The following is a 25,470-nucleotide window of genomic DNA, read 5'->3' as shown; positions in this document are numbered from 1 at the left end:
CATGAAAGTCATTTTTTTAAAAGATGTGAAAGGAAAAGGGAAAAAAGGGGAAATCAAAGACGTCGCCGACGGTTACGCAAACAACTTTTTGTTCAAACAAGGGCTCGCCATTGAAGCGACGCCGGCGAACATCAAAGCGCTCGAGGCGCAAAAACAAAAAGAGCAGCGCCAAGCGGCGGAAGAATTGGCCAATGCGAGAAAACTGAAAGAAGAGCTCGAGAAGCTGACGGTGGAAATCCCGGCGAAAGCGGGCGAGGGAGGCCGTTTGTTTGGCTCGATCACGAGCAAGCAAATCGCTGAGGCGCTTCAGACCCAGCATGGCTTAAAGCTTGACAAACGGAAAATCGAGCTTGCTGATGCCATTCGCTCCCTCGGATATACGAATGTGCCGGTGAAGCTCCATCCGGAAGTGACAGCGACCTTAAAAGTGCACGTCAAGGAACAAAAATAACGGTAGCGACGATGCCCCCGCCCGCTATGGCGGGGGCATTATCGACGGAAATGAAACGGGGGAAAAGGCGGTGAGACGATGAGCGAACTTTTTTCAGAACGAATTCCTCCGCAAAGCATTGAAGCCGAGCAGGCCGTGCTTGGCGCTGTGTTTTTGGATCCCACTGCGCTGACGCTCGCCTCGGAACGATTAATTCCCGAAGACTTCTACCGCGCGGCCCATCAAAAAATTTTCCACGCCATGCTTCGCGTCGCTGATAAAGGCGAGCCGGTCGATTTAGTGACGGTGACGGCGGAACTGGCCGCTTTGGAGCAGCTGGAGGAAGTGGGCGGTGTCTCCTACTTAAGCGAGCTTGCTGATTCTGTGCCGACAGCGGCCAACGTCGAATACTACGCCCGCATTGTTGAAGAAAAATCATTGCTTCGCCGCCTCATTCGCACGGCGACATCGATTGCCCAAGATGGCTATACAAGGGAAGATGAAATTGACGTTTTGCTCGATGAAGCGGAACGGAAAATTATGGAGGTTTCCCAACGGAAACATTCAGGCGCCTTTAAAAATATTAAAGATGTTCTCGTACAGACGTATGACAACATTGAAATGCTCCATAACCGGAACGGGGACATCACCGGCATCCCGACCGGATTCACGGAACTCGACCGGATGACGTCCGGATTTCAGCGCAGCGACTTGATTATCGTCGCCGCCCGGCCATCGGTCGGGAAGACGGCATTCGCATTAAACATCGCCCAAAATGTGGCGACGAAGACGAACGAAAATGTCGCGATTTTCAGCTTGGAAATGAGCGCCCAGCAGCTTGTGATGCGGATGCTTTGCGCCGAAGGCAACATCAACGCCCAAAACTTGCGCACTGGCAAGCTGACGCCGGAAGATTGGGGCAAGCTGACGATGGCGATGGGCAGTTTGTCAAACGCCGGCATTTATATTGACGATACGCCGAGCATCCGCGTCAGCGACATTCGCGCCAAATGCCGCCGCTTGAAACAGGAAAGCGGCCTCGGCATGGTGGTGATCGATTATTTGCAGCTCATTCAAGGAAGTGGGCGCAACCGGGAAAACCGCCAGCAGGAAGTGTCGGAAATCTCCCGTTCGTTAAAGGCGCTCGCCCGCGAGCTCGAAGTGCCGGTCATTGCTTTGTCACAGCTGTCGCGCAGCGTTGAGCAGCGCCAGGACAAGCGGCCGATGATGTCCGATCTTCGCGAATCGGGGAGCATTGAGCAAGACGCTGATATCGTCGCCTTTTTGTATCGCGACGACTACTACAACAAAGATTCCGAGAACAAAAACATCATCGAAATCATTATCGCCAAACAGCGGAACGGCCCGGTCGGGACGGTGCAGCTCGCCTTTATTAAAGAGTACAATAAATTCGTCAACTTAGAGCGCCGTTTCGATGAGGCGCAAATTCCACCGGGGGCGTAAGACGGACCGCGCTGCCGGCGTCGAGCGCCTTTTTGTTCTTTTGGTCTTTGACTATTTCCCCGTTTACACCCGCGGCGTTGAAGAGGGAGCCTTCCTGATCATTAATAAACGAATAAAAAAGACGATATTTTCTTTTAATGTTCGTGTTTCATTGACTTTATGGCTGAAAACTGGTACACTGACAATGTTTAGACCGAGGAAACTGGAGGTGCTCGCCATGTCGTCAGTCGTTGTTGTCGGCACGCAATGGGGCGATGAAGGGAAAGGGAAAATTACGGACTTTTTATCGGAAAATGCGGAAGTGATTGCCCGGTATCAAGGGGGAAACAACGCCGGACACACGATCGTGTTCAACGGGGAAAAGTATAAGCTGCACTTGATCCCGTCGGGCATTTTTTATAAAGATAAAATTTGCGTCATCGGCAATGGGATGGTCGTCGATCCGAAGGCGCTCGTTGCGGAGCTTTCGTATTTGCACGAGCGCGGCATTTCGACTGATAATTTGCGCATCAGCAACCGCGCCCATGTCATTTTGCCGTATCATTTGAAGTTGGACGAGCTTGAGGAAGAGCGGAAAGGGGCAAACAAAATCGGCACGACAAAAAAAGGAATTGGGCCGGCGTACATGGACAAGGCGGCGCGCATCGGCATCCGCATTGTTGATTTGCTTGACCGCGACGTGTTTGCCGAAAAGCTGGAGCGCAACTTGAGGGAGAAAAATACGTTGCTTGAAAAAGTGTACGGGGTCGAAGGCTTCCGATTGGAGGACATTTTTGAGGAGTATTACGAGTACGGCCAGCAAATCGCCCAATACGTCTGCGACACATCGGTCGTATTGAACAATGCGCTCGATGAAGGGCGCCGCGTCTTGTTCGAAGGAGCGCAAGGCGTCATGCTTGACATTGACCAAGGAACGTATCCGTTTGTCACGTCGTCGAATCCAGTCGCTGGCGGGGTCACGATCGGCGCCGGTGTCGGGCCGACGAAAATCAAGCATGTCGTCGGGGTGGCGAAAGCCTATACGACGCGCGTCGGCGACGGGCCGTTCCCGACAGAGTTGCACGATGAAATCGGCGACCGCATTCGCGAAGTCGGCCGCGAGTATGGGACGACGACCGGCCGTCCGCGCCGCGTCGGTTGGTTTGACAGTGTTGTTGTCCGTCATGCCCGCCGGGTGAGCGGCATTACGGACTTGTCGCTTAACTCGATCGACGTGTTGACCGGCATTGAAACGTTGAAAATTTGCGTCGCCTATCGCTACCGCGGCCAAGTGCTCGAAGAATTTCCAGCCAGCTTAAAAGTGTTGGCCGAATGCGAGCCGATCTATGAAGAACTTCCTGGCTGGACGGAAGATATCACCGGGGTGAAAAGTCTAGACGAGCTACCGGCGAACGCCCGCCATTACGTCGAGCGCATTTCCCAGCTCACCGGCATCCCTCTTTCGATTTTCTCCGTCGGACCGGACCGTTCGCAAACGAACGTCGTCCGCAGCGTCTACGCGTAAGCGGCAACAGTGGACGGTGGCAGGCAGCGTATAAACAATGCAAACGACAGGCATAGATGCGCGCGCGTCTATGCTTTTTTCTTTGATCGGCTCCTCAAAATGGCAATCGGCAAAGGATGATTTCATGTTCATAACATGGTAAATTAGTAATGATAGGATTCCATCGCAAAAGGAAGGATGTGAGCGAGATGGAAAAACGCATTTTAGTCGTTGATGATGAAAAACCGATTGCCGATATTTTGCAATTTAATTTGCAAAAAGAAGGATATGAAGTCATTTGCGCCTACGACGGCGAAGAAGCGCTGCAAAAAGTTGAAGAAACGATGCCGGACTTGATTTTATTGGATATTATGTTGCCGTTAAAAGATGGCATGGAAGTATGCCGTGAAGTGCGGAAAAAGTATGATATGCCGATCATTATGCTGACAGCGAAAGATTCCGAGATTGATAAAGTGCTTGGGTTGGAGCTTGGTGCGGACGATTATGTGACAAAGCCGTTCAGCACGCGCGAGCTCCTGGCGCGGGTGAAGGCAAACTTGCGCCGCCATGCGCAAACGGCCAACCAAGAAGAAGGAGAAAACGAAACAAATGAAATCGTCATTGGCCCGCTCGTCATCCGTCCGGACGCGTATGTCGTGCAAAAGCGGGGGGAAACCATTGAACTGACCCACCGCGAATTTGAACTGCTTCATTACTTAGCGAAACATATCGGCCAAGTGATGACGCGCGAGCATTTGCTGCAAACCGTCTGGGGCTACGATTACTATGGCGATGTGCGCACCGTGGACGTGACGGTAAGACGTCTGCGTGAAAAAATTGAGGACAACCCTTCCCACCCGAATTGGATCGTCACAAGACGGGGAGTCGGCTATTACTTGCGCAATCCGGAACAGGAGTCATGAGCCAGCATGCAAAAAGTAGGTCCATTCCGTTCGATTCATTTTAAGTTTGTCATCATTTATGTATTACTGATTCTCGTCGCCATGCAAATCATCGGCGTGTACTTCGTTCGCAAGCTGGAAACGGAGCTTGTGCAGAACTTTAAAAACTCATTAAACGAACGGGTGACCTTGCTCGCCTATAACGTCGAGCAGGCGATGAATCGGGAGTGCGATGAAAAAAGCCCGACATTGGAAGAAGACATCCGTTCGCTTCTTCATGATTTCGTTTCCCAAGACATTTCCGAAGTGCGCGTCATCGATGAGAAAGGGAAAGTGCTTGCGACATCCAATCCGTATATGCAAAACATCGTCGGAAAGCGGACGACCGAGATTTATGTAAAACGTTCCCTCGTCACCGGCGAAATCGTCGACCGGATGCTGCTCGATTCGAAAACAGGTCATCGCATGTACATTTCGTCGACTCCGATCAAAACGAGCGGCGAAATCAAAGGTGTCATTTACGTCATCGCCTCGATGGAAAACGTCTTTTCGCAAATGCGGCAAATCAATATGATTTTGGCGACCGGGACGGGGATCGCTCTCGCCATTACCGCCGTGCTCGGTATTTTTTTGTCGCGCACGATCACCCGGCCGATTTCCGATATGCGCCGGCAAGCGCTGGCGATGACGAGGGGAGATTTCTCACGCAAGGTCAAAGTGTACGGCTATGATGAAATCGGCCAATTGGCGATGACGTTCAATAACCTGACCAAAAAACTGCAGGAAGCGCAGGCGACGACGGAAGGGGAACGGCGCAAGCTCGAGTCCGTCTTGACGCATATGACGGATGGCGTCATTGCGACCGACCGTCGCGGGCGCGTCATTCTCATTAACGATGCAGCGTTAAACATTTTGAATGTTTCACGTGAAACAGTGCTGTCGAGTTCGATCGTCGACGTGCTTGGCATTGCCGACCAGTATACGTTTGAAACGCTGCTTGAGGAGCGCGATTCGCTCATTTTAGATTTCAGCACGGATGAGGAACTATATATTTTGCGCGCGTCGTTGTCGGTGATTCAAAAAGAGGGCGGATTTGTCAACGGGTTGATCGTCGTTTTGCACGACATTACCGAACAGGAAAAAATCGACCGCGAGCGGCGGCAGTTTGTCGCCAATGTGTCGCATGAATTGCGCACGCCGCTCACCACGATGAAAAGCTACTTAGAAGCGCTCGCTGACGGCGCTTGGCAAGATAAAGACATCGCGCCGAGGTTCATTCAAGTCGTGCAAAATGAAACGGAACGGATGATTCGGCTCGTCAACGACTTGCTCCATCTGTCCAAGCTCGACAGCAAAGACTACAAGCTGAAGAAAACGTGGATCAATTTTTCAGCCTATTTCCATAAAGTCATTGACCGATTTGAGTTGACGAAAAGCGACAACATCCGGTTCGTTCGCAAAATTCCGCGCGAGGCGATTTTTATTGAAGTTGATGAAGATAAAATTACGCAAGTGTTAGATAACATTATTTCGAACGCTTTGAAATACTCTCCGCAAGGCGGGACGATTACATTTCGCGTCCGCAAACTTTCTGATGAAATGATTGTCAGCGTCAGCGACGAAGGGGTCGGCATCCCGAAGGCCGATTTGGCGAAAATTTTTGAGCGGTTTTACCGGGTCGACAAGGCCAGGTCGCGCAAATTGGGCGGTACGGGGCTTGGGCTGGCCATTGCCAAAGAAGTCGTGCTCGCCCATGGCGGAACGATTTGGGCGGAAAGCAAAGAACATAAAGGGACGACGATTTATTTTACGCTGCCGCTAGAACGCGAGCAAAAGGATGACTGGTGCGATGTATGAAACGATCAAAACCATCGTGTTGACGTTGCTTGTGCTCATCAGCATTACCTTAACGTTTGCCTTATGGACATATCATCCGAAATACGACGTGTTGCAAAACGACGAATACATTCAACACGTCTCCGTGAGCAATACGCAAGTGGATACAGCGATGGTCGTGCAGCCAAGGCAGATTCTCATTCATAAAAACGGCGTCCCCTATGCTGTGACGAAAGACGAAGAGAAAAATGAAGTGCTGAAAGAAATGAGAAGATGGACGCTTGACGATTTCGAAGATGTTTCGTCTTCTGTTCCGCAAGGGAAGTTTTTATCGTTTTTAAATGGCAAAGAGCGGCTTGAGATCATTTACCCCGATGAAGTGCCGATCGACATATACCGATTGATTTTCAAGATTGAGGACAAGAGGCTTGACGGATTGGCTTTTGATCGCATTCTCGTTCCGCTTGGTGGAAAAGATGAGTTTCCCATTTATTTTATCGCGACCGACAAGCGCAAAATTTACAAAGCCATTGCCAGCGATGCCTCCTTATCGGCGATCGGCCGGCTGGCGAAAGAAGCGGGCCATTTTCCGCGTTATTTCGCTTATCCGGTCAGCGAAACGAAGCAGTTGTATTTGCCGGAAAAAGAAGTGGTGCTCAGCAGTCTGCAATATTATACCGACGAGCTGGATGCAGACAAGTTTAAAGATGCGCTCTTTAGCGATCCAAGCTTTGTCAAAAAAGATTTGATTCCGTTTGGCGAAGAATATACAGACGGTTCGCGGCTGATGGACGTCGATTTTCTTCAACGGATGCTGCTGTATGTGAATCCAGCGGCGCGCGTCTCGAATATGGGACAAACGGAGCAAGAAACCCATATCATCCAAAAAAGCATTGATTTCGTCAATGAGCATGGCGGTTGGACGGATCTGTATCATTTCGCCCGCTGGAGCGAGGAGGATCGAAAAGTCACGTTCCGGCTTGTCGTCAACGGCTATCCAGTCTTTAATGAATACGGCATGTCAGAAATCGTGGAGACGTGGGGAGCGTCCGATTTGATGAAATACCAGCGTCCGCTCTTCCGCCTTGAAATCGCGGATCGCAACCGCACACCAAAAACGCTGCCGTCCGGCCATGAGGTCGTCAACTGGTTCGAACAGACGAAAGGCGTTCGCAAATCGCTCATCAAAGATATCGCCATCGGCTATGAGCTCATCAAAGATCCCGAGCGGGAAAAAGTCATCCGCCTTGAACCGGCATGGTTCTACTTGTACGGACAAACGTGGAAAAAGGTGGACACGAGCGATGAGGCGGGAGGAGGGGGAACAAATGGACTGGAGTAAAACGAAGACGATTTTTATTATCGTGTTCCTCATCCTCGACTGCTTTTTAGGCTATCAGTTTATGGAAAAACGACACAGCAGCCAGCTCGATGTCATTTTGGAAACGACGATTGAAGAGCAGCTTGAGGCGAACGGCATTACGTATGTGGATCTGCCGAAAGAAGTGACGAAAGCGGCGTATGTCAGCGGCAAAAGCCGCTCATTCACCATGGCGGATGTAAAAAAGCTGCCCGGGCAAAAAGTGAAAATCGAAGGAGAAACGAAAGTCAAAGGGACGTTCATCGATCCGGTTGCGCTGCCGATTGACGATCCATACCAGCTGCGTGAGTTTTTGCAGCGCTACATCATCGGCGGCGGGCAATATGCCTTTTGGTCGTTTGATGAAAAACAAGGAATCTTGACCTGCTACCAAGTGTATGACGGTAAGATGATTTACGGCAATGAAAACAGCAAGCTCGTCATCCATGTCAACGGGAGACGGGAAGCGCTGTCGTATGAACAGACGATGCTCAGCGACTTGGAAAAGTACGAGCGGAAGCAAGATATCGTCCCGGCGATTAAAGCCATTGAGACGTTGTACCGAAAAGGGCATTTGCAGCCGGGCGACCGCGTCACAAAAGTGGAGCTTGGCTATTACGGGCTTGTTCAATTTACTGCATCCCAAGTGTTGACTCCAACTTGGCATATCGTTGTCAATCGGAAGGAAGACTATTTCGTCAATGCGTTTGAAGGGCAAGTGATCAATGATCAAGGAAATGTGCTGGAGTGAAAGAACATGACGATGCGATTTAGTGTGCTGGCCAGCGGCAGCACCGGCAACGCCTTTTACATTGAGACAGACCGCCAGCGCCTGCTTGTTGACGCCGGTTTGAGCGGCAAGCAGCTTGAGGAGTTGTTTGCCCAGATCGGCCGCCATCCAAAGCAGCTTGATGCGCTGCTTGTCACCCATGAACATAGCGACCATATTAAAGGGCTCGGGGTGCTTGCCCGCAAGTATCGGCTGCCGGTGTATGCCAATGAAAAAACGTGGCGGGCGATGGAACAAGCGGTCGGCGACATTCCGCCCGAGCAAAAATTTGTCTTTCCGCTCGGCGCGGTAAGGACGTTCGGCGATGTTGACGTCGAATCGTTCGGCGTCTCTCACGACGCCGCCGAGCCGATGTTTTACGTTTTCCACTATGAAGGAAAAAAGCTTGCGTTGCTCACCGATACCGGCTACGTGAGCGAGCGGATCAAAAAGACGATTGAAAACGCGGATGTGTTCGTGTTTGAAAGCAATCATGACGTCGGCATGCTGCGGATGGGGAGATATCCATGGAGCGTCAAGCGCCGCATTTTAAGCGATGTCGGCCATATTTCGAATGAGGAAGCGGGTTTGGCGCTTGCTGACGTGATCGGCGACCGGACAAAGCAAATTTATTTGGCCCATTTGAGCCAAGATAACAATATGAAAGAGCTGGCGCGCATGACCGTGACGCAAGTGTTGGAACAGAAAGGCTTAGCGGTCGGCGCCCACTTTCGTTTGTATGATACCGATCCGCGTCGGGCGACAGCGCTGGCGTATGTATAAAGCCCGTTTTGCCGAAACTGAGGGAGACGCATTTGTTGGATTTTTTCTCATGTTCATGATTATAATGAGGGATGGAGACGAATGTGGAAAGGAGGGTGAGCATGGGATACTACGACGACCATTATGAGCCGTACGAACAAATGAGGAGGAAGCGGCGCAGCGGATCGTTTGTTTCCGCGCTTGTCGGCGCCGTGTTAGGAGGGCTGCTCGTCCTCATGTCCATTCCGGCGCTTTCCCGTTGGGATATCCTCCCGTATGATGTTGTGCCGAATCAAAGAGCAGAGGAAGAGCCAAAAACAGAGGAAAATGGAACTCCACCGATTCGGCAGAGTGTTTCCGTTGATGTGACGACGGCGGTGACAAAGGCGATCGACCAAGTGTCGGATGCGGTTGTCGGCGTTGTCAACATTCAAGAAGCCAGCTTCTGGTCGCAAGGAGGCGAGGCTGGCGTTGGATCGGGCGTCATTTACAAGAAAGCGGGAGGCCGGGCGTTTATCGTCACGAACCATCATGTTGTTGAAAACGCCAGTCAGCTCGAAGTGAGCCTCAAAGATGGGACGAGAGTGCCGGCGAAGTTGCTGGGCAGCGATGTGCTTATGGATTTAGCCGTCTTGGAAATTGACGCGAAGCATGTGAAAAAAGTCGCCCAGTTCGGCAACTCCGATACAGTGAAGCCAGGCGAGCCGGTCATTGCCATCGGCAACCCGCTCGGCTTGCAGTTTGCCGGCTCGGTGACACAAGGCATTATTTCCGGAACGAACCGGACAGTCGAAGTCGATTTGGACCAAGACGGCGCTCCAGACTGGAATGCAGAAGTATTGCAGACAGATGCGGCGATCAACCCGGGCAACAGCGGCGGCGCTCTCGTCAATATCAAAGGGCAAGTCATCGGCATCAACTCGATGAAAATCGCCCAAGAGGCGGTTGAAGGCATCGGGTTCGCGATCCCGATCAACACGGCCATTCCGATCATTTCGGACTTGGAAAAATACGGACAAGTGCGCCGTCCCTATATGGGCGTTGAACTTCGCTCGCTGAGCGACATCCCATCGTACCATTTGCAGGCGACGCTCCATTTGCCGACGAACGTAACGGAAGGAGCGGCGGTCATTCAAGTCGTGCCGATGTCGCCGGCCGCACAGGCGGGCTTAAAACAGTTTGATGTCATCGTGGCGCTTGACGGCCAAAAAATCCGCAACGTGCTTGATTTGCGCAAATATTTGTATACGAAAAAATCGATCGGTGACCGGATGGAAGTCACGTTTTATCGTGATGGGAAAAAACGCACGGTCACGATGAAGCTGGCGCGCGAGTCGTATTAAACGAAAGCGGATGGAGGGAGCGGAAACGCTCCTTCTTTTTTCCACAAGGAAAGGGGCGAGAATGATGATATTCACATGTGAAGAACATGTCGACATCGCCATTGATCAATATGTAGATGAAACGGAACAGGCGCCGGATCTCCTGCCTGTGGACAACAGCGAAAAACAGTGCTGTTTTTGCTCGAAACAAGCTGTATATGTCGTAGGAGGATAACAGTTTTTTCACAACATGTGGATATGTGTTGTGTATATGTGGATAAATCTTGTTGATAAGCTGTTTATAAGGCAGGGATTGTTTGTGCATATTTCCATTGTCGCTGTGGGTAAATTGAAGGAAAAATATTTAATCGCTGGAATTAATGAATATACAAAGCGTCTGTCCGCATACGCCAAAATCGACATCATCGAAGTCGCTGATGAAAAAACGCCGGAGCGGGCGAGCGAACTTGAGGAGGAACAAATCAAAGAGCGCGAGGGAGGACGGCTGCTGGCGAAAATTCCGCATGACGCCCACGTCATCGCGCTCGCGATTGAAGGGAAGATGAAATCGTCCGAGCAATTCGCCGCCCGTCTCGATGAGCTCGCCACCTACGGCAAAAGCAAAGTGGTGTTCGTCATCGGCGGCTCGCTTGGCTTAAGCAAACAAGTGATGGCGCGCGCCGATGAGACGCTGTCGTTTTCGAAAATGACGTTTCCACACCAGCTGATGCGCCTCATTTTGCTCGAGCAGATTTATCGTGCGTTTCGCATTAACCGCGGGGAACCGTATCATAAGTAAGGGAAATTTCCGTTTATTTACTAATTGAACTGCTTCACCTTAGGTTGCGCTAAGGAAAAGTCAAGGGAGAGCCGCCTAATTTATGCAACTCCCCCGCATTGGGCTGATACTTTATTTTTGCCGCTTTCTTTCGAACGGAGCAATAAATGGTCGGCATAAATGTACGCTTTTTCAATTGACATCGTTCCTTCTGCTTGACAAAAGTAAAGACCGAACGACGACGTATAGGCAATGGGACGTTTCGCCGCCATATAATCGACCAACACGGTGCTGCGGCGCACTGCTTCTCGAATCTCCTCGACAAGCCGGACGCTCTCTTCAAACGTGCGATGACGCAAAAACATCGTAAATTCTTCACCGCCGCTGCGGAACAAAAAATCGCCCTCTTTGAGAAACTGTTTCAAGGTTGAGGCGAAATGGCGGATCACCTCGTCGCCGACGGCATGGTTATACGTGTCGTTGATCGTTTTAAAATTGTCGATATCGGCGACGACGACGCCAATCCATTCACCGGATCCGTTTAGCTTGGCGATCGTTTGATCCATGTAGGCGCGGTTATGGATGCCGGTCAAAAAGTCGGTGTAGGCCATTTTTTCGAAGTGGTCGCGTTCTAGTTTATGCTGGATGCTTTGCGATTTGGAAAAAAACGAGCGGCTGACGAAGTAATTCAGCAAAAATAAGCTCAAAAGCATATCCCACCGCTGTTCTTGCAAAAAGAGAAATAACAGACCGTTTGTCAGCGCTGTTTTTCCCATGTCCATCCAGCTTCTCGTCTTAATAAAATCCAACGCCTCGCGCTGTGTCTGAATGTCGCCGGTTATATAAAAAATGATGATCAGGCAACAGTCAGTCAAAAAGGAAACGACGATGACGAGCAGGAATAAAAGCAGCCAGAAGCCAATGAACGGAATAGACTGAAACAGCGGACCAAGGAGATCGTATAAGGCAAACGCGAGCGAATTGAACGTCACAAACGAACCAATGTTGTACAATGTGTGCAGCCATTCATCGGGTTCCGCTGTTTTCAAATATTTTTTGGCTATATGTTCAGTCAAGCGAAACAACGCTTCAAAGATAAACAGCCCGAACGGGCCGGCAAATAAGCAGAAGGATAAACTGTAGTTAATGCCGTAATCAACGGGAATATTGTTTTTCGTTTTGTCTATGACGCGCAAGTGTGAATACAAGCTGGAAAACAGCCAATAAAACAGCAAAGCGATGACATAGGTGCGATCGAAGAAAGGCGGCTTTGACACAAACACAACAGCAATGGACGCGGAAAAAACAGCAAAAATAATCGGTCGTGCTCGGAGTAACATCTCGGCTCTCTCTCCTATAAATCTGACCTCTGACAACTTCGTCGTTGATGAAGTGATTCCAAAAAGAGGAAGACCGCTCACATGCCAGTGGCTTTCAGCAAAAATACGGATTATAGCAGACGATGGCGAACGGTAAATTTGGAAACCGTCTTTTTTATAGAATCAACATGTTCCCAATTGGAACAAACGAACATATGGTTATATCTATTATAGTACTATATACATAATTGTGAAAATAGACAAAATGGCATTGTTTTTCGCTTTTTTTCCACAAAATTTGACACATGAGGAGGGAAAAAGAATGAAAATCGTTATTGCTCCTGATTCATTTAAAGAAAGCCTTTCTGCGCTCGAAGTCGCCGAGGCGGTCGAGCGTGGGTTTCGCACGGTGTTTCCGGAGGCGGAATACGTTAAGGTGCCGATGGCCGACGGCGGGGAAGGGACGGTGCGGTCGCTCGTTGATGCGACCGGCGGCCGCATCGTCGAAACGGAAGTGACCGGGCCGCTCGGCGAGCCGGTGCGGGCGTTTTTTGGTTTGCTTGGCGATGGGAAGACGGCGGTGATTGAGATGGCCGCCGCCTCAGGGCTGCACCTTGTCCCGCGCGACCGGCGCAATCCATTGGTGACGACGACGCGAGGGACAGGGGAGTTGATCCTTGCAGCGCTGGATGCCGGTGCCACCCACCTCATCATCGGCATTGGCGGCAGCGCGACGAACGACGGTGGGGCCGGCATGGTGCAGGCGCTCGGGGGAAGGCTTTTGGACGAAGACGGCTGCGACATCGGTCCGGGCGGCGGCGCGCTGGCCGATTTGCATGCGATTGACCTTTCCGGTCTCGACCCGCGTCTTGGGGGAGTCCGCATTGACGTGGCGTGCGACGTCGACAACCCGCTTACCGGTCCGAACGGAGCGTCGGCCATTTTCGGTCCGCAAAAGGGGGCGACACCGGATATGGTCGCGGTTCTTGACCGGAATTTGGCGCATTACGCAGATGTCATCCGACGCGATCTCGGCAAACAAGTCGGCGACATCCCGGGAGCGGGTGCGGCCGGCGGGTTGGGGGCGGGACTGCTCGCGTTTCTCCCGGCCGAGCTAAAGCGCGGCGTGGAGATTGTGATCGAGACGGTTCAGCTCGCGGAGCGCGTCAAAGACGCTGACTTGGTCATCACCGGCGAAGGGCGGATTGACGGACAGACGGTGTTCGGCAAAACGCCGATCGGCGTTGCCAAGACAGCGAAACAGTTCGGCGTCCCCGTCATCGGCATCGCCGGGTCGTTGGGCGACGACAGCGCGGTCGTCTTAGACCATGGCATTGACGCCCTCTTTACAATTGTTCCCGGCGTCATTCCGCTCGAGAAAGCGTTGGAGCAGGCGGAACAGTATGTGACGCAAACGGCGCGGCATATTGCGTGCGTATACCGTCTTGGCCAACTAGGAAAACAATCCCCCCGTTAATATTTTCGACAAAAAGAAGGGGCTGACCCAAAAAGGCGACGCCCCTTAAATCGAACACAATTTGGTCATTTTGCTGCTTATGGCAATGAGAACGGGTGTCCCGAACCTTTGGGACACCCGCGTTTATTTGCCTTTCCGTGGCCACGACGCGATCGCTTGGAGGGAGCCGCGAATGGTGAAACGGCCGAATTGATGCGGCAAAATGAAATGGTCGCCCCGGCGAAGCGGGTATGTCTGTCCTTCGCGGACGAGCTCACCTTCGCCTTTTAGGATGCTGACGATGAGAAACGGTTTCGTCTGTTCTGACGCGAACGCGTCATGGACGTCCCATTTTTGGACGCCGAAGTAGTCTCCTTCCACGAAGGTCGTCACCGTCGCGCCGGGAAATTCGGCGACATGGGGGTGGACATCGATGTCGCGATGCGGGACGGTCGTGACGTCAATCGCTTTCTCGAGATGAAGCTCGCGCTTCCGCCCTTGGCTGTCGACGCGATCATAATCGTAGACGCGGTAGGTTGTATCTGAGCTTTGCTGCGTCTCAAGGACGAGCGTCCCTTCGCAAAGGGCGTGGATCGTGCCGCTCGGGACATAGAAGAAGTCGCCGGGGCGGATCGGCACTTTCCGAAGTAAACGATCCCATTCCCCCGCCTCCATCATCGCGCGCAGCTCTTCTTTCGTTTCCGCATAATGGCCGTAAATGAGCTTAGCGCCCGGCTTGCAGTCGATGATGTACCAACACTCCGTTTTGCCGAGTTCTCCGCCTTCATGCGTTTTGGCGTATTCATCGTCCGGGTGGACTTGGACTGACAAGTCGGCATTGGCGTCTAAAATTTTGGTCAACAGCGGAAAGCGGTCAGACGGGAAGTGGCCGAACAAATCGCGGCGTTCCTCCCATAATTGTCCGAGCGTCATCCCGGCAAACGGTCCGCGCGCGACGACCGTCTGCCCGTGCGGATGGGCGGACACCGCCCAGCATTCCCCGGTTTGCGAAGACGGAATGTCGTAGCCGAATCGTTCGGCGAGCTTCGTGCCGCCCCAAATCCGTTCTTGGAAGACAGGGGTGAGAAAAATCGGTTCAAGGTCCATGCGTCATCCCTCCCGAAAACATCATACAACATGCAGTCCACTCTAATTTTCATCTTATCACGAAATGCGCCATCGGCAAATGAAAACGATAAGGGGGTTAGGAACATACGCTCCCAACCCCATTGGAACTCAAGGTCGACATGCCGATTGCGACGATGTTCTGCACGCGCCGCCGTCCTGCGTCAGCGCCTCACTTCGCGTCATCAAGTTCAATGCGCGCGAGCGGCTGTTTCGCCGGTCCTTCGATCACATCGCCATCGATCGAGAAGCGCGAGCCATGACATGGGCAGTCCCATGTCCGGTCGCCGCTGTTCCACTCCAGCTCGCAACCCATATGAGTGCACGTCGTGTCAACGACATGGAGTCCCCCGGCTTCGTCCTTATAGGCGCCAGCCCGCTTTCCGTTGACCGAGACAACCGCCCCTTCGCCATGCGCCAAATCTTGCGGCCGGCGGACAACCGGTTCGATCTTTCCCACCAGCAAATGTTTGGCGACGTCAAGGTTTGTCGTGAAAAACTGCTTCATGCTTGGATCAGCGTAAAAGCGCGACGGGGAGTACAAGTCGCGGTATCGGTTGTCGCGGTCGAGGATGAGGTCAGACAAAAGCATCCCGGCGACCGTCCCGTTCGTCATCCCCACTTCCGGTACCCTGTCGCGACATAAATGTTTGGCGTCCCTGCCGTCATCGGGCCGATGTACGGCACGTTGTCCAGCGTCGTCAAATCTTGGGCGGACCAACGGTAACGGATGTCGTTCACCGTAAACAGCTGCGAAGCGAACGAGGACAGCGCCTCGTAATGACGCATCGTCGGCACGCCTTGGCCGGTTTTATGGTTTTCGCCGCCAATCAGGATAAGCGTCTCGCTGCCTGCCGCTGCGGAGCGGATCGAGCGTTTCGGTTCATCGGCGCTTAAATACATGCCGCCCGGGTACGGTTCCGTGATCGTCACTCCCAATACGTACGACCGTTCAGCGTACATGCGCGAAAAGTAAAACCCGCCGTCGTAAAACGGAAAGTGAGAACAGACGGCGACATGGTCGCACTCAACCCGTTTTTTGTCTCGCGTAATGACTGTCATCCTTTTTCCTTGTTCAATATCCGCCGCTGGTGTGTGTTCGTAAATGGCGCTGCCAGCCTGTGTGATCGAATCGACGAGCTTGGCCAAATATTTGAGCGGATGAAATTGCGCCTGCCTCTTCATCACGACCGCTGCCGCCACCGGCAGCGGGAGCGGGATCGACTCAACGAAGGCGCCGTCAATGCCGAGCCGTTCGTACGCTTCCCATTCTTTCACTAGTTTTTGGAAAGAAGAGGAAGACGTCGTATAAATATAGGCATCTTGCTCGCAAAAGTCGCAGTCGATTTGTTGTTCTTCGATCGTGCGGCGGATAAACTGGAGTGCGTCCATGCAGGCGTCATAATAGAGCCGCGCCTTTTCTGCACCGAAATGGTTAAGAAATTCATCATAGACGAGATCGTGCTGGGCGGTGATTTTCGCTGTCGTATGGCCGGTCGTGCCGTTCAGGAGCCGGTCGGCTTCCAGAAGGGCGACGCGCGCCCCTTGCGCCGACAGCAAATACGCTGTTGTAATCCCGGAAATGCCGCCGCCGATGACTGCGACGTCGACGGAAATGTCCGCATCGAGTTTCGGAAACGACGGAAGCGAAACGGAGTCGCGCCAGTAAGGCTCTACGGTGGAAGGAAGGGACGACATGATGACCTCCTCCTTGCATGTCAATGTTGTCTTCTGTAGTTTTCCTTTTATCGGGCGAACTATTCCACATATCCACAACCGTTTTCTTTTTTGGCAACTATCCGCAAGGAGAAGGAAAGATGGTACAATAGAAAAAGAGAATCAAACTGTTTTGCAAAAATAACGTCAAAGGAAGATCGGGAGTGAATAAATATACAAATTCGTTTCATGAACGCTCCCATGCGCTGGCAGACAGCCTGATTTTAGAGCATTACAGCTTAAGTGAGCTCAATTTCGAGACCGTCAGCCATTACCGCGAGCGGTTTGCTCGGGTGAAACCGGGCCATCCATGGAACGGGCTCGAGACAAAAGAATTTTTATACAAAATCGGCGCGTGGGGCAAGCTGCGCGACAGCAGCAAAGAAGGGCTGACGCTCGCGGGATTGTTGATGTTCAGTGAGGAGCGGATCATCACCGAGGTGCTGCCGCAATACTTTTTGGAATATCGAGAGCACGCTGACGGTGAAGCGGCAGGATGGACGAAGCGGTTCACATCACAAGACGGCACATGGTCGGGCAACATTTACGATTTTTATTTTCGCGTGTTGGCTGAGCTGGAGCGTCACGTTTGGGCGGATGAAGGGCGCGCTCTGCTTGGCGAGGCGCTTGCGAATGCCATCGTTCATGCCGATTATGGGGAGGAAGGCGGCATCACCGTCGAAAAAGAGGATCGTTCATTTCGCTTTGCCAACCCGGGACGGTTTCGCATCCCGATTGAAGCGGCAATGGCGGGGCATACAAGCAATTTGCGCAACCCGAATATTTTTAAAATGTTTTTGCTGATCGACGTATGCAAACGCGCGGGATCGGGCCTTGAGCGAATGTGTGATATGCAGGAACAGGCGCTTGTCTGTCCGGTCGATATCTCGCAGCAAACGAATCCAGATCGTACAATCGTTGTGTTGTGTCCGCTGCAATTTCCAGCTGAAATTAGCGCAACAATGGAAACAGAACCGGCTGGACAGCTGGAACAGCCGGAACCCGAATGGCTGGATCCGGACAGCGGACAGGAAACCGAGAGCTTCATAACTAACGAACTAAGCTTAGTAAGTATAGACACCAACTCCGTTAATAACGAAGAAAACTCCTTAAATATAAACAAAAACTCCGTAAACAGCAGGTCGAACTCCATAAAAAACGAGCCTGACTCCGTAAATAGAACGTTGAACTCTATAAATAATGGGCTGGAGTTCGTAAATAGCTTGCTTAGCTCCGTAAACAACGACATCAGTATGCATGACAGCAACGAAAAAGGGGAAACGATCGACGAACGGCTATGGAAGATGGCAGAATTGGCACGGCGAAAAAAACGGTTGGCTCCAGCGGTCATGGAACAATTGATCATTCGGTTATGCCGCGAGCGGCCGCTGCGCCTGAAAGAGCTGGCTGAGCTGCTCGAACGAACGCCGGATGGATTGCGCAACAATTATTTAGGAAAGCTGCTGGAGGAAGGGAAAATCCGCTTAAAATACCCGGATCAGCCCAATCATCCGCGCCAAGCCTACATAGCGGTTGATGAATGAAAGGATGAAAGCGAGTCATGATCCAAACGGAAATACACCGATCGGAAGGATGGCGTCTGCGATTGCACATTTCCAGCTTTTTGTTTTATAAAGAGGGTGTCCCGCAAGGATGGGGACACCCTCTCTTTTGATCGGACTTGTCATCCAGCTTGCTTTTCTTCGGCTTGGCCATGCTGGCGACGATGCATTCCTTTGGCGAAGTATACGGCTGTCAAAAGCAGCAGCCAGGCTGGGCCGATGATCAAAGCGATGCGCGTATCCGGGAAATACGCCATTAGGGCGGCAACGCCGATCAAAAAGGCAAGCGACACGTATGAGCTGTACGGATAAAGCGGAAGTTTGAACGTGAGACGTTGTGCTTGTTCCGCGCTCAACTGTTTGCGGAATTTCAGCTGGGACAGCAAAATGACCGCCCACGTCCAAATGGCGTCGAATGTGGCGATGCTTGTCACCCATTGGAACACTTTTTCCGATACGTAGTTCAAATATACGCCGACAAGCATGACAAGCGCAGTGGCGATCAAGGCCGCGCCCGGAATGCCGCGCTTTGTCAGCCGGCCGAATGCGCTCGGCGCTTCTTGCTGTTCAGCAAGGTTAAACAGCTTGATAATAAATAATATTTTTTGAAAAAGTATTTTTGAAGCGCTTATATTATAATACTAACCGATAGATAAAGAGGTTGTAAATGAGCAATGTTTTCAAGTTATTATATATTTAATAATCTGAATAGTATTTAAAAATACATGAATTGCCTTGGCATCCTGTCATTTTGTACAATGGGAAACACAGAATACGCTAGGCTTGGAAAGGGGGATGCGTTGTGGAAGAACGGGAAGCGACATCATTTTTGGAACAGCTGCGGCAAGAAGGGCTGATCACCGAATCGACGCGTCCGGTTTGGGAAATGATTTTGCCAAGGCGGCTTCGGCGGATGTATGAGGTTTTGAATGAGCGCACCCGCTATATTACCGTCTTGATCGAAGCGGTCGATGACCCGCATAACCAAGCGGCGGTGCTGCGGACGGCGGAAGCGTTTGGCGTTCAAGACGTTCATATCGTGACGGGAAAGGCGCCGTTTTCGCCGAACCGGCTTGTGACGCGCTATGCCGATCAGTGGCTGACGCTCCACCATAAGCCAGATATCAAAACGGCCATTGCCGATTTGAAAAGTCAAGGGTATCAAGTGTATGCAAGCTATCTTGGTGAGGGGACGATTCCGGTTTCCGACATCGATCTGTCCCAACCGACAGCGCTGTTGTTTGGCAACGAGCATAGCGGCGTGTCGGAAGAGGCGCTCAGCTTGGCGGACGGAACGTTTGTCATTCCGATGTACGGCTTTGTGCAAAGCTTTAACATTTCCGTCGCCGCTGCGTTAGCGCTCTATGATGTCACCGAGCGGGCGCGCCGCCAGGCCGGCCGACACTACTATTTATTGCCTGGAGAGAAAAAGGCGTTGTATGAACAATGGATGTGGCAAACGTTAAACCCACGCATTCGTAAACAGTTGCAGCAACAAGGATATGCCATTCAAACGAACGAAGGACAGCTGGGTTCTTTTTCATAAAGAATTCAGCTGTCTTGTTTTATGGCGGGCTTTTCCGCAACTCTCCTTTCTCATCAATATTTCCCTAAACGAGGAAAACAAGTGGCGATTTGTTGAACAATGATTGAACAGTTTGTGACAAATGTTTTGCTGATTTATGAACTTTTTCGCTCATTCGTTTCAAACATTTTCAATTTTGATATGGTAGAGACAAAAGAAAATGCATGGAAGGCCCCGAAATGGTTGGGGCGGAAGAGGGAGGACCGATAGCGATGAAACGGGCGAGATGGCGCGCGGTGCTGGTTTTGCCGTTTTTGTTTTTGCTTGGGGGCTGCGTGGAGCGCACGGCCGTGCTCAATCCGCAAGGGCCGGTGGCGCGCATGCAGTATGATTTGATCATGTGGTCTGTCGGCTTTATGTTGTTCATTATTGTTGTTGTATTTACGTTATTTGCCGTTTTTCTCATTCGTTATCGCGAGAAGCCGGAAAATGCCGGCTATGAGCCGCCGGATGAGGAAGGGAACACGTTGCTTGAAGTCGTCTGGACGGCCATTCCGATTTTGATTGTCGCTGCGCTCGCTGTTCCAACAGTGAAGGCGACGTTTGCGTTGGAAAAGCCGCCGACCGAGAAAGTGAAACCGATCACGATTCATGTGACGGCGGCGAACTGGAAATGGATTTTCAGCTATCCGGAAGAAAACATTGAAACGGTCAACTACGTCCATATTCCGGCCGGTGTGCCGGTCAAGTTTAAGCTGACTTCGGTCGGACCGATGAACTCGTTTTGGGTGCCGGAATTAGGTGGGCAAAAATATGCGATGGACGGCATGGAGACAGAGCTGATCTTGCAAGCCGATAAGCCCGGTTCCTACATGGGGCGGAGCGCCAACTTTTCCGGGGAAAAGTTCGCCCATATGGAGTTTGAGGTCGTCGCACAAACGGGAACGGATTTCCGCAAATGGGTAAATGAAGTGAAACAAACCGCCCCGAAGCTCGATGAGAAAAAATATACACAAATTTTAAAACCGGGGCTTGTTGGGCGAATGACGTTTTCGAACACCCACTTACAATGGATTGACCATGCGAAACAAAACAGCCATCATGCAGATGGAAAGCCAATGAAAAACGACGATCAAAGCGATGAAGCGATGACAAACAGTCATCATCATGGGGAGTAGGAAAGGAGGAGCGAAAGATGAAATGGAGCGAGTTTTTTGTCACGGGTGAGCCGCTCATTTATGCCGCCGATGTCGCCATCGTCTTGACGATGGTCGGCATTGTGTTTATGTTGACCTATTTTAAAAAATGGAAATGGCTGTGGAACGAATGGCTCACGACGGTGGATCATAAAAAGATTGGCGTCATGTACATTATTTGCGCAGTTTTGATGCTCTTCCGCGGCGGCGTCGATGCGCTTTTGATGCGGGCGCAGCTGACCGCGCCGAACATGAAGTTTCTTGACGCGCAGCATTACAATGAAATATTTACGACGCACGGGACGATTATGATCTTGTTTATGGCGATGCCGTTCATCATCGGTTTGATGAACATTGTCGTTCCGCTGCAAATCGGGGCGCGCGACGTCGCGTTTCCATATTTGAATGCGTTAAGCTTTTGGCTCTTTTTCTTCGGTGCGTTGCTGTTTAACATTTCGTTCGTCATCGGCGGATCGCCGGATGCCGGTTGGACGGCGTACTTCCCGCTTGCCGGCAACGAATTCAGCCATGGCGTCGGCAACAACTATTACGCTGTCGCTTTACAAATTTCCGGGATCGGAACATTGATGACCGGGATCAACTTCCTTGTCACGATTTTAAAAATGCGCGCGCCAGGCATGACGTTGATGCGCATGCCGATGTTTACGTGGACGATTCTCATTACGTGCGTGCTTATTATTTTCGCCTTCCCGGTATTGACCGTCGCCTTGGCATTAATGACGTTCGACCGCGTATTTGGCACGCAATTTTTCACGATGGCCAATGGCGGCATGTCAATGCTCTGGGCGAACTTGTTCTGGATTTGGGGTCACCCGGAAGTGTATATCGTCATTTTGCCTTCGTTCGGCATTTTCTCGGAGGTCGTCAGCACGTTTGCCCAAAAACGCTTGTTTGGTTATAAGGCCATGGTCGGTTCGATCGTCGGCATTGCGTTCCTGAGCTTTATCGTTTGGGTGCACCACTTCTTTACGATGGGCGCGGGGCCGGCCGTGAACTCTGCCTTCTCGATCACGACGATGGCGATCGCGATCCCGACCGGGGTGAAAATTTTCAACTGGCTGTTTACGATCCGAAAAGGGAAAATTCGTTTTACAACGGCGATGCTTTGGTCGCTGGCGTTCATTCCGAACTTTGTCATTGGCGGTGTGACAGGTGTGATGCTGGCAATGGCCGCGGCCGATTATCAATACCATAACAGCTATTTTCTCATCGCCCACTTCCATTACGTGTTGATCGCGGGTACGGTGTTCGCCTGCTTTGCTGGCTTGCATTACTGGTATCCGAAAATGTTTGGCCATATTTTAAACGAGCGGCTCGGCAAATGGACGTTTTGGCTGTTTATGATCGGGTTTAACGTCTGCTTCTTCCCGATGTATTTCCTCGGGTTGATGGGGATGACGCGCCGCATGTACACGTACTCGGCTGGTCTCGGCTGGACGCCGCTCAACGTCGTCGCGACGGTTGGGGCGGTTTTGATGGGCATCGGGTTCATTGTGCTTTGCTATAACATTTATTACAGCGCGCGCTACGGCGAGCGCGACATGACCGGCGACCCGTGGAACGGGCGGACGCTCGAGTGGGCGACCGCGTCGCCGCCGGTGCATTACAACTTCCCGGTGACGCCGGTTGTCGAAGATGTGGATGCCTATTGGGTGATGAAGAAAAAATATGGCGGCTTCCACGTGAAAGAAGAAGACTTGAAGCCGATCCATATGCCAAGCAACTCAGGACGCCCGTTTTGGATGTCGGTGGCGTTTTTCGTCGCCGGGTTCGGCCTCGTGTTCAAATGGTTTGCGTTGGCCATTGTTGGCGCGTTGTTCATTGTGCTTGGATTGATTCTCCGCTCATTTGAAGACGATGATGGCTACTATATTCCGGTTGATGAGATTAAACGAATGGAGCAGGCGGCGCGAAAGGGGGCGTAACGAATGGGAGAAGCTGCACATCGCTATGATGAAACGCTGCCGTTGGAGTATCGGACGCAAGAGAGTCGGTTGAACATATTGGGCTTTTGGATTTTCCTCGGGGCGGAAGTCGCGCTGTTTGCGACGCTGTTTGCGACGTATCTCGTCTTGTTCCAACGGACCGGCTCGGGGCCGACGGCAGGGGAGCTGTTTGAGGTACAAGACGTTCTGATTGAAACGCTGTTGCTTTTAACGAGCAGTTTTACGTGCGGGTTGGCCATTTTTGAAATGCGCCGCGGCCGCATGAGCGGGCTCATCGCTTGGCTGCTGGTGACGCTTTTGCTCGGCGCCGGGTTTATTACGTTTGAAATTCGCGAGTTCATCCATTACGTCCATGAAGGAGCGACGATGCAGACGAGCGCATTTTTATCAAGCTTTTTCGTGCTCGTCGGCACGCACGGCGCCCACGTCAGTTTAGGAATTGGCTGGATGATTTTGATCATCATCCAGCTCCTACAGCGCGGCTTTACGCCGAAAACAGCGCGGAAAGTGTTTATTGTCAGCTTATACTGGCACTTTTTGGACGTCGTTTGGATTTTCATCTTCACGCTCGTCTATTTGTTAGGGATGGTGATCTAACCATGGGCACGAATGGCCATCACGAATCATTTCCGTGGAAACATATCATTGGGTTTTTGTTGTCGCTCGTCTTGACGTTTGCCGCTCTTTGGGTGGCGCTCTCATCCGGACTGCCGCTCAAAGCGGTCATTGTCATCATTGTTGTGTTTGCGGTGATTCAAGCAAGCTTGCAGCTGTTTATGTTCATGCATGTCAACGAAAGCGACAGCGGCCGCATTCAAACATTCAACATGGCGTACAGCTTCTTTATCGCCATTGTCGTTGTCGCCGGTTCGATTTGGGTGATGCAGTTTGTGTTGTAAAGCGAGGCTGGCCGGGGATTCGGCCGGCTTTTTATGTTCAGAAGGACTTTTGTGGTTGTCATAGATGCCTGAAATGGGGGAGCCGTTGACGGAACATTGAAGAGATGGGGAGGCAACATGGTTGCATTATAGGGGGCATGATATGTGCCTAAAAAAGTCGTCTTGCCTCGAACAGGCAAGACGACTTTTTACAGCACTTTTGATAAAAACGCTTTCGTCCGCTCATGCTGCGGGTGGTCGAACAAGTCTTCCGGCTTCCCTTCCTCGACAATGTAGCCGCCGTCCATAAACAGGACGCGGTCGCCGACTTCACGGGCAAAGCCCATCTCGTGGGTGACGACGACCATCGTCATCCCTTCATTGGCCAGCTGCTTCATGACCGAGAGCACTTCCCCGACCATTTCCGGGTCAAGCGCTGACGTCGGCTCGTCAAACAGCATGATTTTCGGTTCCATGGCGAGCGCCCGGGCGATGGCAACGCGCTGCGCCTGCCCACCGGAGAGGGAGTCCGGGTAGACGTGCGCTTTGTCTTGCAGCCCGACTTTGGCGAGCAGCTCCATCGCCTTCGCTTCCGCTTTTTCACGCGGCCATTTCCGCACTTTCATCGGTGCCAGCGTGATATTGTTCAGCACCGTCATATGCGGAAACAAGTTAAAGCGCTGGAACACCATGCCCACTTCTTCACGCACTTTGTTTAAGTTCGTGTCTTTCGCCTTTAAATTAATGCCGTCAATGATAATTTCTCCTTCATCGAAATCTTCAAGCAAGTTTAAGCAGCGCAAAAACGTCGATTTCCCCGAGCCGGACGGCCCGATGACAACGACCACTTCCCCTTCGCGAATATGGACATTGATCCCTTTCAGCACTTCAAGCGATCCAAACGATTTTTTCAACTGGCGTACGTCGATCATGGGGTTGAATACTTCCTTTCAAGATAATGTGACAATTTGCTTAAGGAAAGGGTTAAGATTAAATAAATGAACGCAACCGTTAAATACGGCTCCCAGACGCGGTAATACTCACCAGCGGCCGCTTTGCCCCAATACATGATTTCCGGGGCGGCGATGACCATCCCAAGCGACGAGTCTTTGATCAAGACGATAAATTCGTTGGCAAACGGCGGAATCATCCGTTTCAGCGCCTGCGGCAAAATAATGTAGCGCATGGCCTGTGCGTGCGTCATGCCAAGCGAACGGGCGGCTTCCATTTGCCCTTTGTCGATCGACTGGATGCCGGCGCGGAAAATTTCTGCCACATACGCAGCTGAATTGAGTGAAAGGGAGACAGCCAGAGACACGATGCCATTTGGTTGGGCGAAAAAGAGCGGCATGACGCCGAAATGGACGAGCAAAATTTGCACGACAAGCGGTGTGCCGCGGAAAAAGTTAATGTACCATGAAAATGGCAACCGAACGATGAGGTTGGTTGACATTTTACCAAGGCCGATGAACAAACCGAGAATGAGGCCGAAAATGATGCCGGCCAATGAAACGCCGATTGTTGCCAGCAAACCTTGGAAAAAGTAAGGGGCGTATTCGACAATAATATCAAAACGAAAATCCATCGCTCTCACCTTTCTCTACGAAAAATGCGTAACTT

At 51.6% G+C, this 25,470-nt stretch carries 22 protein-coding genes and 2 pseudogenes; 18 read left to right on the top strand and 6 right to left on the bottom strand.

The window, feature by feature from the left end; translation table 11 throughout:
- Nucleotide 1: 1 nt before the first annotated feature.
- The 11 genes from rplI (at nucleotide 2) to rlmH (ending at nucleotide 11,127) form a co-directional block, all read left to right on the top strand.
- Complete coding sequence (gene rplI, locus A0V43_RS15040; protein WP_020754217.1) at nucleotides 2-451, top strand: 50S ribosomal protein L9; 450 nt, start codon at nucleotides 2-4, stop codon at nucleotides 449-451.
- 78 nt (nucleotides 452-529) lie between these two features.
- Nucleotides 530-1,894: a replicative DNA helicase gene (gene dnaB, locus A0V43_RS15035; RefSeq protein ID WP_011232940.1), complete on the top strand. Its 1,365-nt coding sequence runs from the start codon at nucleotides 530-532 to the stop codon at nucleotides 1,892-1,894.
- A gap of 217 nt (nucleotides 1,895-2,111) precedes the next feature.
- Nucleotides 2,112-3,398, top strand: a complete 1,287-nt coding sequence (locus A0V43_RS15030) for an adenylosuccinate synthase (RefSeq protein ID WP_063193887.1) — start codon at nucleotides 2,112-2,114, stop codon at nucleotides 3,396-3,398.
- A 188-nt stretch (nucleotides 3,399-3,586) separates the two neighbouring features.
- Nucleotides 3,587-4,300 carry a response regulator YycF gene (gene yycF / locus A0V43_RS15025; RefSeq protein ID WP_011232938.1) on the top strand — a complete coding sequence of 238 codons (714 nt, stop codon included), beginning with the start codon at nucleotides 3,587-3,589 and terminating at the stop codon, nucleotides 4,298-4,300.
- Between the two features lie 6 nt (nucleotides 4,301-4,306).
- A complete protein-coding gene (gene walK, locus A0V43_RS15020) occupies nucleotides 4,307-6,136 on the top strand; it encodes a cell wall metabolism sensor histidine kinase WalK (protein WP_063193502.1) in 1,830 nt (609 codons plus the stop codon).
- Entirely contained in the window at nucleotides 6,129-7,457 is a 1,329-nt protein-coding gene (locus A0V43_RS15015) for a YycH family regulatory protein (RefSeq protein ID WP_063193501.1), read from the top strand. The genes walK and A0V43_RS15015 overlap by 8 nt, the downstream gene beginning before the upstream one ends.
- Nucleotides 7,444-8,226, top strand: coding sequence for a two-component system regulatory protein YycI (locus A0V43_RS15010; protein WP_063193500.1), 783 nt, complete (start codon nucleotides 7,444-7,446; stop codon nucleotides 8,224-8,226). Before A0V43_RS15015 ends, A0V43_RS15010 begins: the two co-directional genes overlap by 14 nt.
- Nucleotides 8,227-8,232: 6 nt before the next feature.
- The gene (locus A0V43_RS15005) at nucleotides 8,233-9,027 is read left to right on the top strand and encodes an MBL fold metallo-hydrolase (RefSeq protein WP_063193499.1); all 795 of its coding nucleotides are present in this window, start codon (nucleotides 8,233-8,235) and stop codon (nucleotides 9,025-9,027) included.
- Between the two features lie 101 nt (nucleotides 9,028-9,128).
- On the top strand, nucleotides 9,129-10,349 hold the full coding sequence (locus tag A0V43_RS15000; protein WP_063193498.1) for a S1C family serine protease: 1,221 nt from the start codon (nucleotides 9,129-9,131) through the stop codon (nucleotides 10,347-10,349).
- A gap of 61 nt (nucleotides 10,350-10,410) precedes the next feature.
- A complete protein-coding gene (locus A0V43_RS19395) occupies nucleotides 10,411-10,563 on the top strand; it encodes a CxxH/CxxC protein (RefSeq protein WP_083509335.1) in 153 nt (50 codons plus the stop codon).
- A gap of 84 nt (nucleotides 10,564-10,647) precedes the next feature.
- The gene (gene rlmH / locus A0V43_RS14995; protein WP_041468625.1) at nucleotides 10,648-11,127 is read left to right on the top strand and encodes a 23S rRNA (pseudouridine(1915)-N(3))-methyltransferase RlmH; all 480 of its coding nucleotides are present in this window, start codon (nucleotides 10,648-10,650) and stop codon (nucleotides 11,125-11,127) included.
- Between the two features lie 80 nt (nucleotides 11,128-11,207).
- Here rlmH and A0V43_RS14990 read toward each other — a convergent pair whose 3' ends face one another.
- Entirely contained in the window at nucleotides 11,208-12,446 is a 1,239-nt protein-coding gene (locus A0V43_RS14990; RefSeq protein ID WP_063193497.1) for a GGDEF domain-containing protein, read from the bottom strand.
- A 301-nt stretch (nucleotides 12,447-12,747) separates the two neighbouring features.
- Between A0V43_RS14990 and A0V43_RS14985 the strand changes: the two genes are divergently transcribed.
- Complete coding sequence (locus A0V43_RS14985) at nucleotides 12,748-13,902, top strand: glycerate kinase (protein ID WP_063193496.1); 1,155 nt, start codon at nucleotides 12,748-12,750, stop codon at nucleotides 13,900-13,902.
- 123 nt (nucleotides 13,903-14,025) lie between these two features.
- On the opposite strand, the gene manA is transcribed toward A0V43_RS14985, so the two are convergent.
- On the bottom strand, nucleotides 14,026-14,988 hold the full coding sequence (gene manA / locus A0V43_RS14980; protein WP_063193495.1) for a mannose-6-phosphate isomerase, class I: 963 nt from the start codon (nucleotides 14,986-14,988) through the stop codon (nucleotides 14,026-14,028).
- A gap of 190 nt (nucleotides 14,989-15,178) precedes the next feature.
- Nucleotides 15,179-16,704: pseudogene (locus A0V43_RS14975) on the bottom strand (FAD-dependent oxidoreductase).
- A 182-nt stretch (nucleotides 16,705-16,886) separates the two neighbouring features.
- Here A0V43_RS14975 and A0V43_RS14970 point away from each other — a divergent pair.
- Entirely contained in the window at nucleotides 16,887-18,266 is a 1,380-nt protein-coding gene (locus tag A0V43_RS14970) for an ATP-binding protein (RefSeq protein WP_063193494.1), read from the top strand.
- A gap of 140 nt (nucleotides 18,267-18,406) precedes the next feature.
- Here A0V43_RS14970 and A0V43_RS14965 read toward each other — a convergent pair.
- A pseudogene (locus A0V43_RS14965) lies at nucleotides 18,407-18,868 on the bottom strand (amino acid permease); the annotation flags it as partial.
- Between the two features lie 218 nt (nucleotides 18,869-19,086).
- On the opposite strand from A0V43_RS14965, the gene A0V43_RS14960 reads away from it, so the two are divergent.
- The 5 genes from A0V43_RS14960 to qoxD all read left to right on the top strand — a co-directional run bounded on the left by A0V43_RS14960 (nucleotide 19,087) and on the right by qoxD (nucleotide 23,871).
- On the top strand, nucleotides 19,087-19,830 hold the full coding sequence (locus tag A0V43_RS14960) for a TrmH family RNA methyltransferase (RefSeq protein ID WP_063193492.1): 744 nt from the start codon (nucleotides 19,087-19,089) through the stop codon (nucleotides 19,828-19,830).
- A gap of 251 nt (nucleotides 19,831-20,081) precedes the next feature.
- The gene (gene qoxA / locus A0V43_RS14955) at nucleotides 20,082-20,987 is read left to right on the top strand and encodes a cytochrome aa3 quinol oxidase subunit II (RefSeq protein WP_013146685.1); all 906 of its coding nucleotides are present in this window, start codon (nucleotides 20,082-20,084) and stop codon (nucleotides 20,985-20,987) included.
- Between the two features lie 17 nt (nucleotides 20,988-21,004).
- Nucleotides 21,005-22,951: a cytochrome aa3 quinol oxidase subunit I gene (gene qoxB, locus A0V43_RS14950; protein WP_063193491.1), complete on the top strand. Its 1,947-nt coding sequence runs from the start codon at nucleotides 21,005-21,007 to the stop codon at nucleotides 22,949-22,951.
- Nucleotides 22,952-22,954: 3 nt separating this feature from the next.
- Complete coding sequence (gene qoxC, locus A0V43_RS14945; protein WP_063193490.1) at nucleotides 22,955-23,569, top strand: cytochrome aa3 quinol oxidase subunit III; 615 nt, start codon at nucleotides 22,955-22,957, stop codon at nucleotides 23,567-23,569.
- A gap of 2 nt (nucleotides 23,570-23,571) precedes the next feature.
- On the top strand, nucleotides 23,572-23,871 hold the full coding sequence (gene qoxD / locus A0V43_RS14940; RefSeq protein WP_013146682.1) for a cytochrome aa3 quinol oxidase subunit IV: 300 nt from the start codon (nucleotides 23,572-23,574) through the stop codon (nucleotides 23,869-23,871).
- A 188-nt stretch (nucleotides 23,872-24,059) separates the two neighbouring features.
- Here the strand turns inward: qoxD and A0V43_RS14935 are convergent, their stop codons facing one another.
- The gene (locus A0V43_RS14935; protein ID WP_063193489.1) at nucleotides 24,060-24,782 is read right to left on the bottom strand and encodes an amino acid ABC transporter ATP-binding protein; all 723 of its coding nucleotides are present in this window, start codon (nucleotides 24,780-24,782) and stop codon (nucleotides 24,060-24,062) included.
- Nucleotides 24,779-25,435 (bottom strand): amino acid ABC transporter permease, encoded by a 657-nt coding sequence (locus A0V43_RS14930; protein ID WP_063193488.1) that lies wholly within the window; start codon nucleotides 25,433-25,435, stop codon nucleotides 24,779-24,781. The genes A0V43_RS14935 and A0V43_RS14930 overlap by 4 nt, the downstream gene beginning before the upstream one ends.
- Nucleotides 25,436-25,470: the final 35 nt, after the last annotated feature.

Source organism: Geobacillus sp. JS12, assembly GCF_001592395.1.
GTDB lineage: Bacteria > Bacillota > Bacilli > Bacillales > Anoxybacillaceae > Geobacillus > Geobacillus zalihae.
Note: the sequence above shows the minus strand (reverse complement) of the source record. Positions and strands in the feature narration are given on the sequence as shown.

Bases quoted from the DNA above. Each gene is read 5' to 3' on its own strand.
- A0V43_RS15010 (WP_063193500.1), top strand. From the start codon at position 7,444: ATGGACTGGAGTAAAACGAAGACGATTTTTATTATCGTGTTCCTCATC.
- A0V43_RS14985 (WP_063193496.1), top strand. From the start codon at position 12,748: ATGAAAATCGTTATTGCTCCTGATTCATTTAAAGAAAGCCTTTCTGCG.
- qoxD (WP_013146682.1), top strand. From the start codon at position 23,572: ATGGGCACGAATGGCCATCACGAATCATTTCCGTGGAAACATATCATT.
- qoxB (WP_063193491.1), top strand. From the start codon at position 21,005: ATGAAATGGAGCGAGTTTTTTGTCACGGGTGAGCCGCTCATTTATGCC.
- dnaB (WP_011232940.1), top strand. From the start codon at position 530: ATGAGCGAACTTTTTTCAGAACGAATTCCTCCGCAAAGCATTGAAGCC.
- A0V43_RS14930 (WP_063193488.1), bottom strand. From the start codon at position 25,435: ATGGATTTTCGTTTTGATATTATTGTCGAATACGCCCCTTACTTTTTC.
- A0V43_RS15005 (WP_063193499.1), top strand. From the start codon at position 8,233: ATGACGATGCGATTTAGTGTGCTGGCCAGCGGCAGCACCGGCAACGCC.
- yycF (WP_011232938.1), top strand. From the start codon at position 3,587: ATGGAAAAACGCATTTTAGTCGTTGATGATGAAAAACCGATTGCCGAT.
- walK (WP_063193502.1), top strand. From the start codon at position 4,307: ATGCAAAAAGTAGGTCCATTCCGTTCGATTCATTTTAAGTTTGTCATC.
- A0V43_RS14990 (WP_063193497.1), bottom strand. From the start codon at position 12,446: ATGTTACTCCGAGCACGACCGATTATTTTTGCTGTTTTTTCCGCGTCC.
- A0V43_RS15030 (WP_063193887.1), top strand. From the start codon at position 2,112: ATGTCGTCAGTCGTTGTTGTCGGCACGCAATGGGGCGATGAAGGGAAA.
- A0V43_RS14935 (WP_063193489.1), bottom strand. From the start codon at position 24,782: ATGATCGACGTACGCCAGTTGAAAAAATCGTTTGGATCGCTTGAAGTG.
- qoxC (WP_063193490.1), top strand. From the start codon at position 22,955: ATGGGAGAAGCTGCACATCGCTATGATGAAACGCTGCCGTTGGAGTAT.
- rplI (WP_020754217.1), top strand. From the start codon at position 2: ATGAAAGTCATTTTTTTAAAAGATGTGAAAGGAAAAGGGAAAAAAGGG.
- manA (WP_063193495.1), bottom strand. From the start codon at position 14,988: ATGGACCTTGAACCGATTTTTCTCACCCCTGTCTTCCAAGAACGGATT.
- A0V43_RS19395 (WP_083509335.1), top strand. From the start codon at position 10,411: ATGATGATATTCACATGTGAAGAACATGTCGACATCGCCATTGATCAA.
- A0V43_RS15000 (WP_063193498.1), top strand. From the start codon at position 9,129: ATGGGATACTACGACGACCATTATGAGCCGTACGAACAAATGAGGAGG.
- A0V43_RS15015 (WP_063193501.1), top strand. From the start codon at position 6,129: ATGTATGAAACGATCAAAACCATCGTGTTGACGTTGCTTGTGCTCATC.
- qoxA (WP_013146685.1), top strand. From the start codon at position 20,082: ATGAAACGGGCGAGATGGCGCGCGGTGCTGGTTTTGCCGTTTTTGTTT.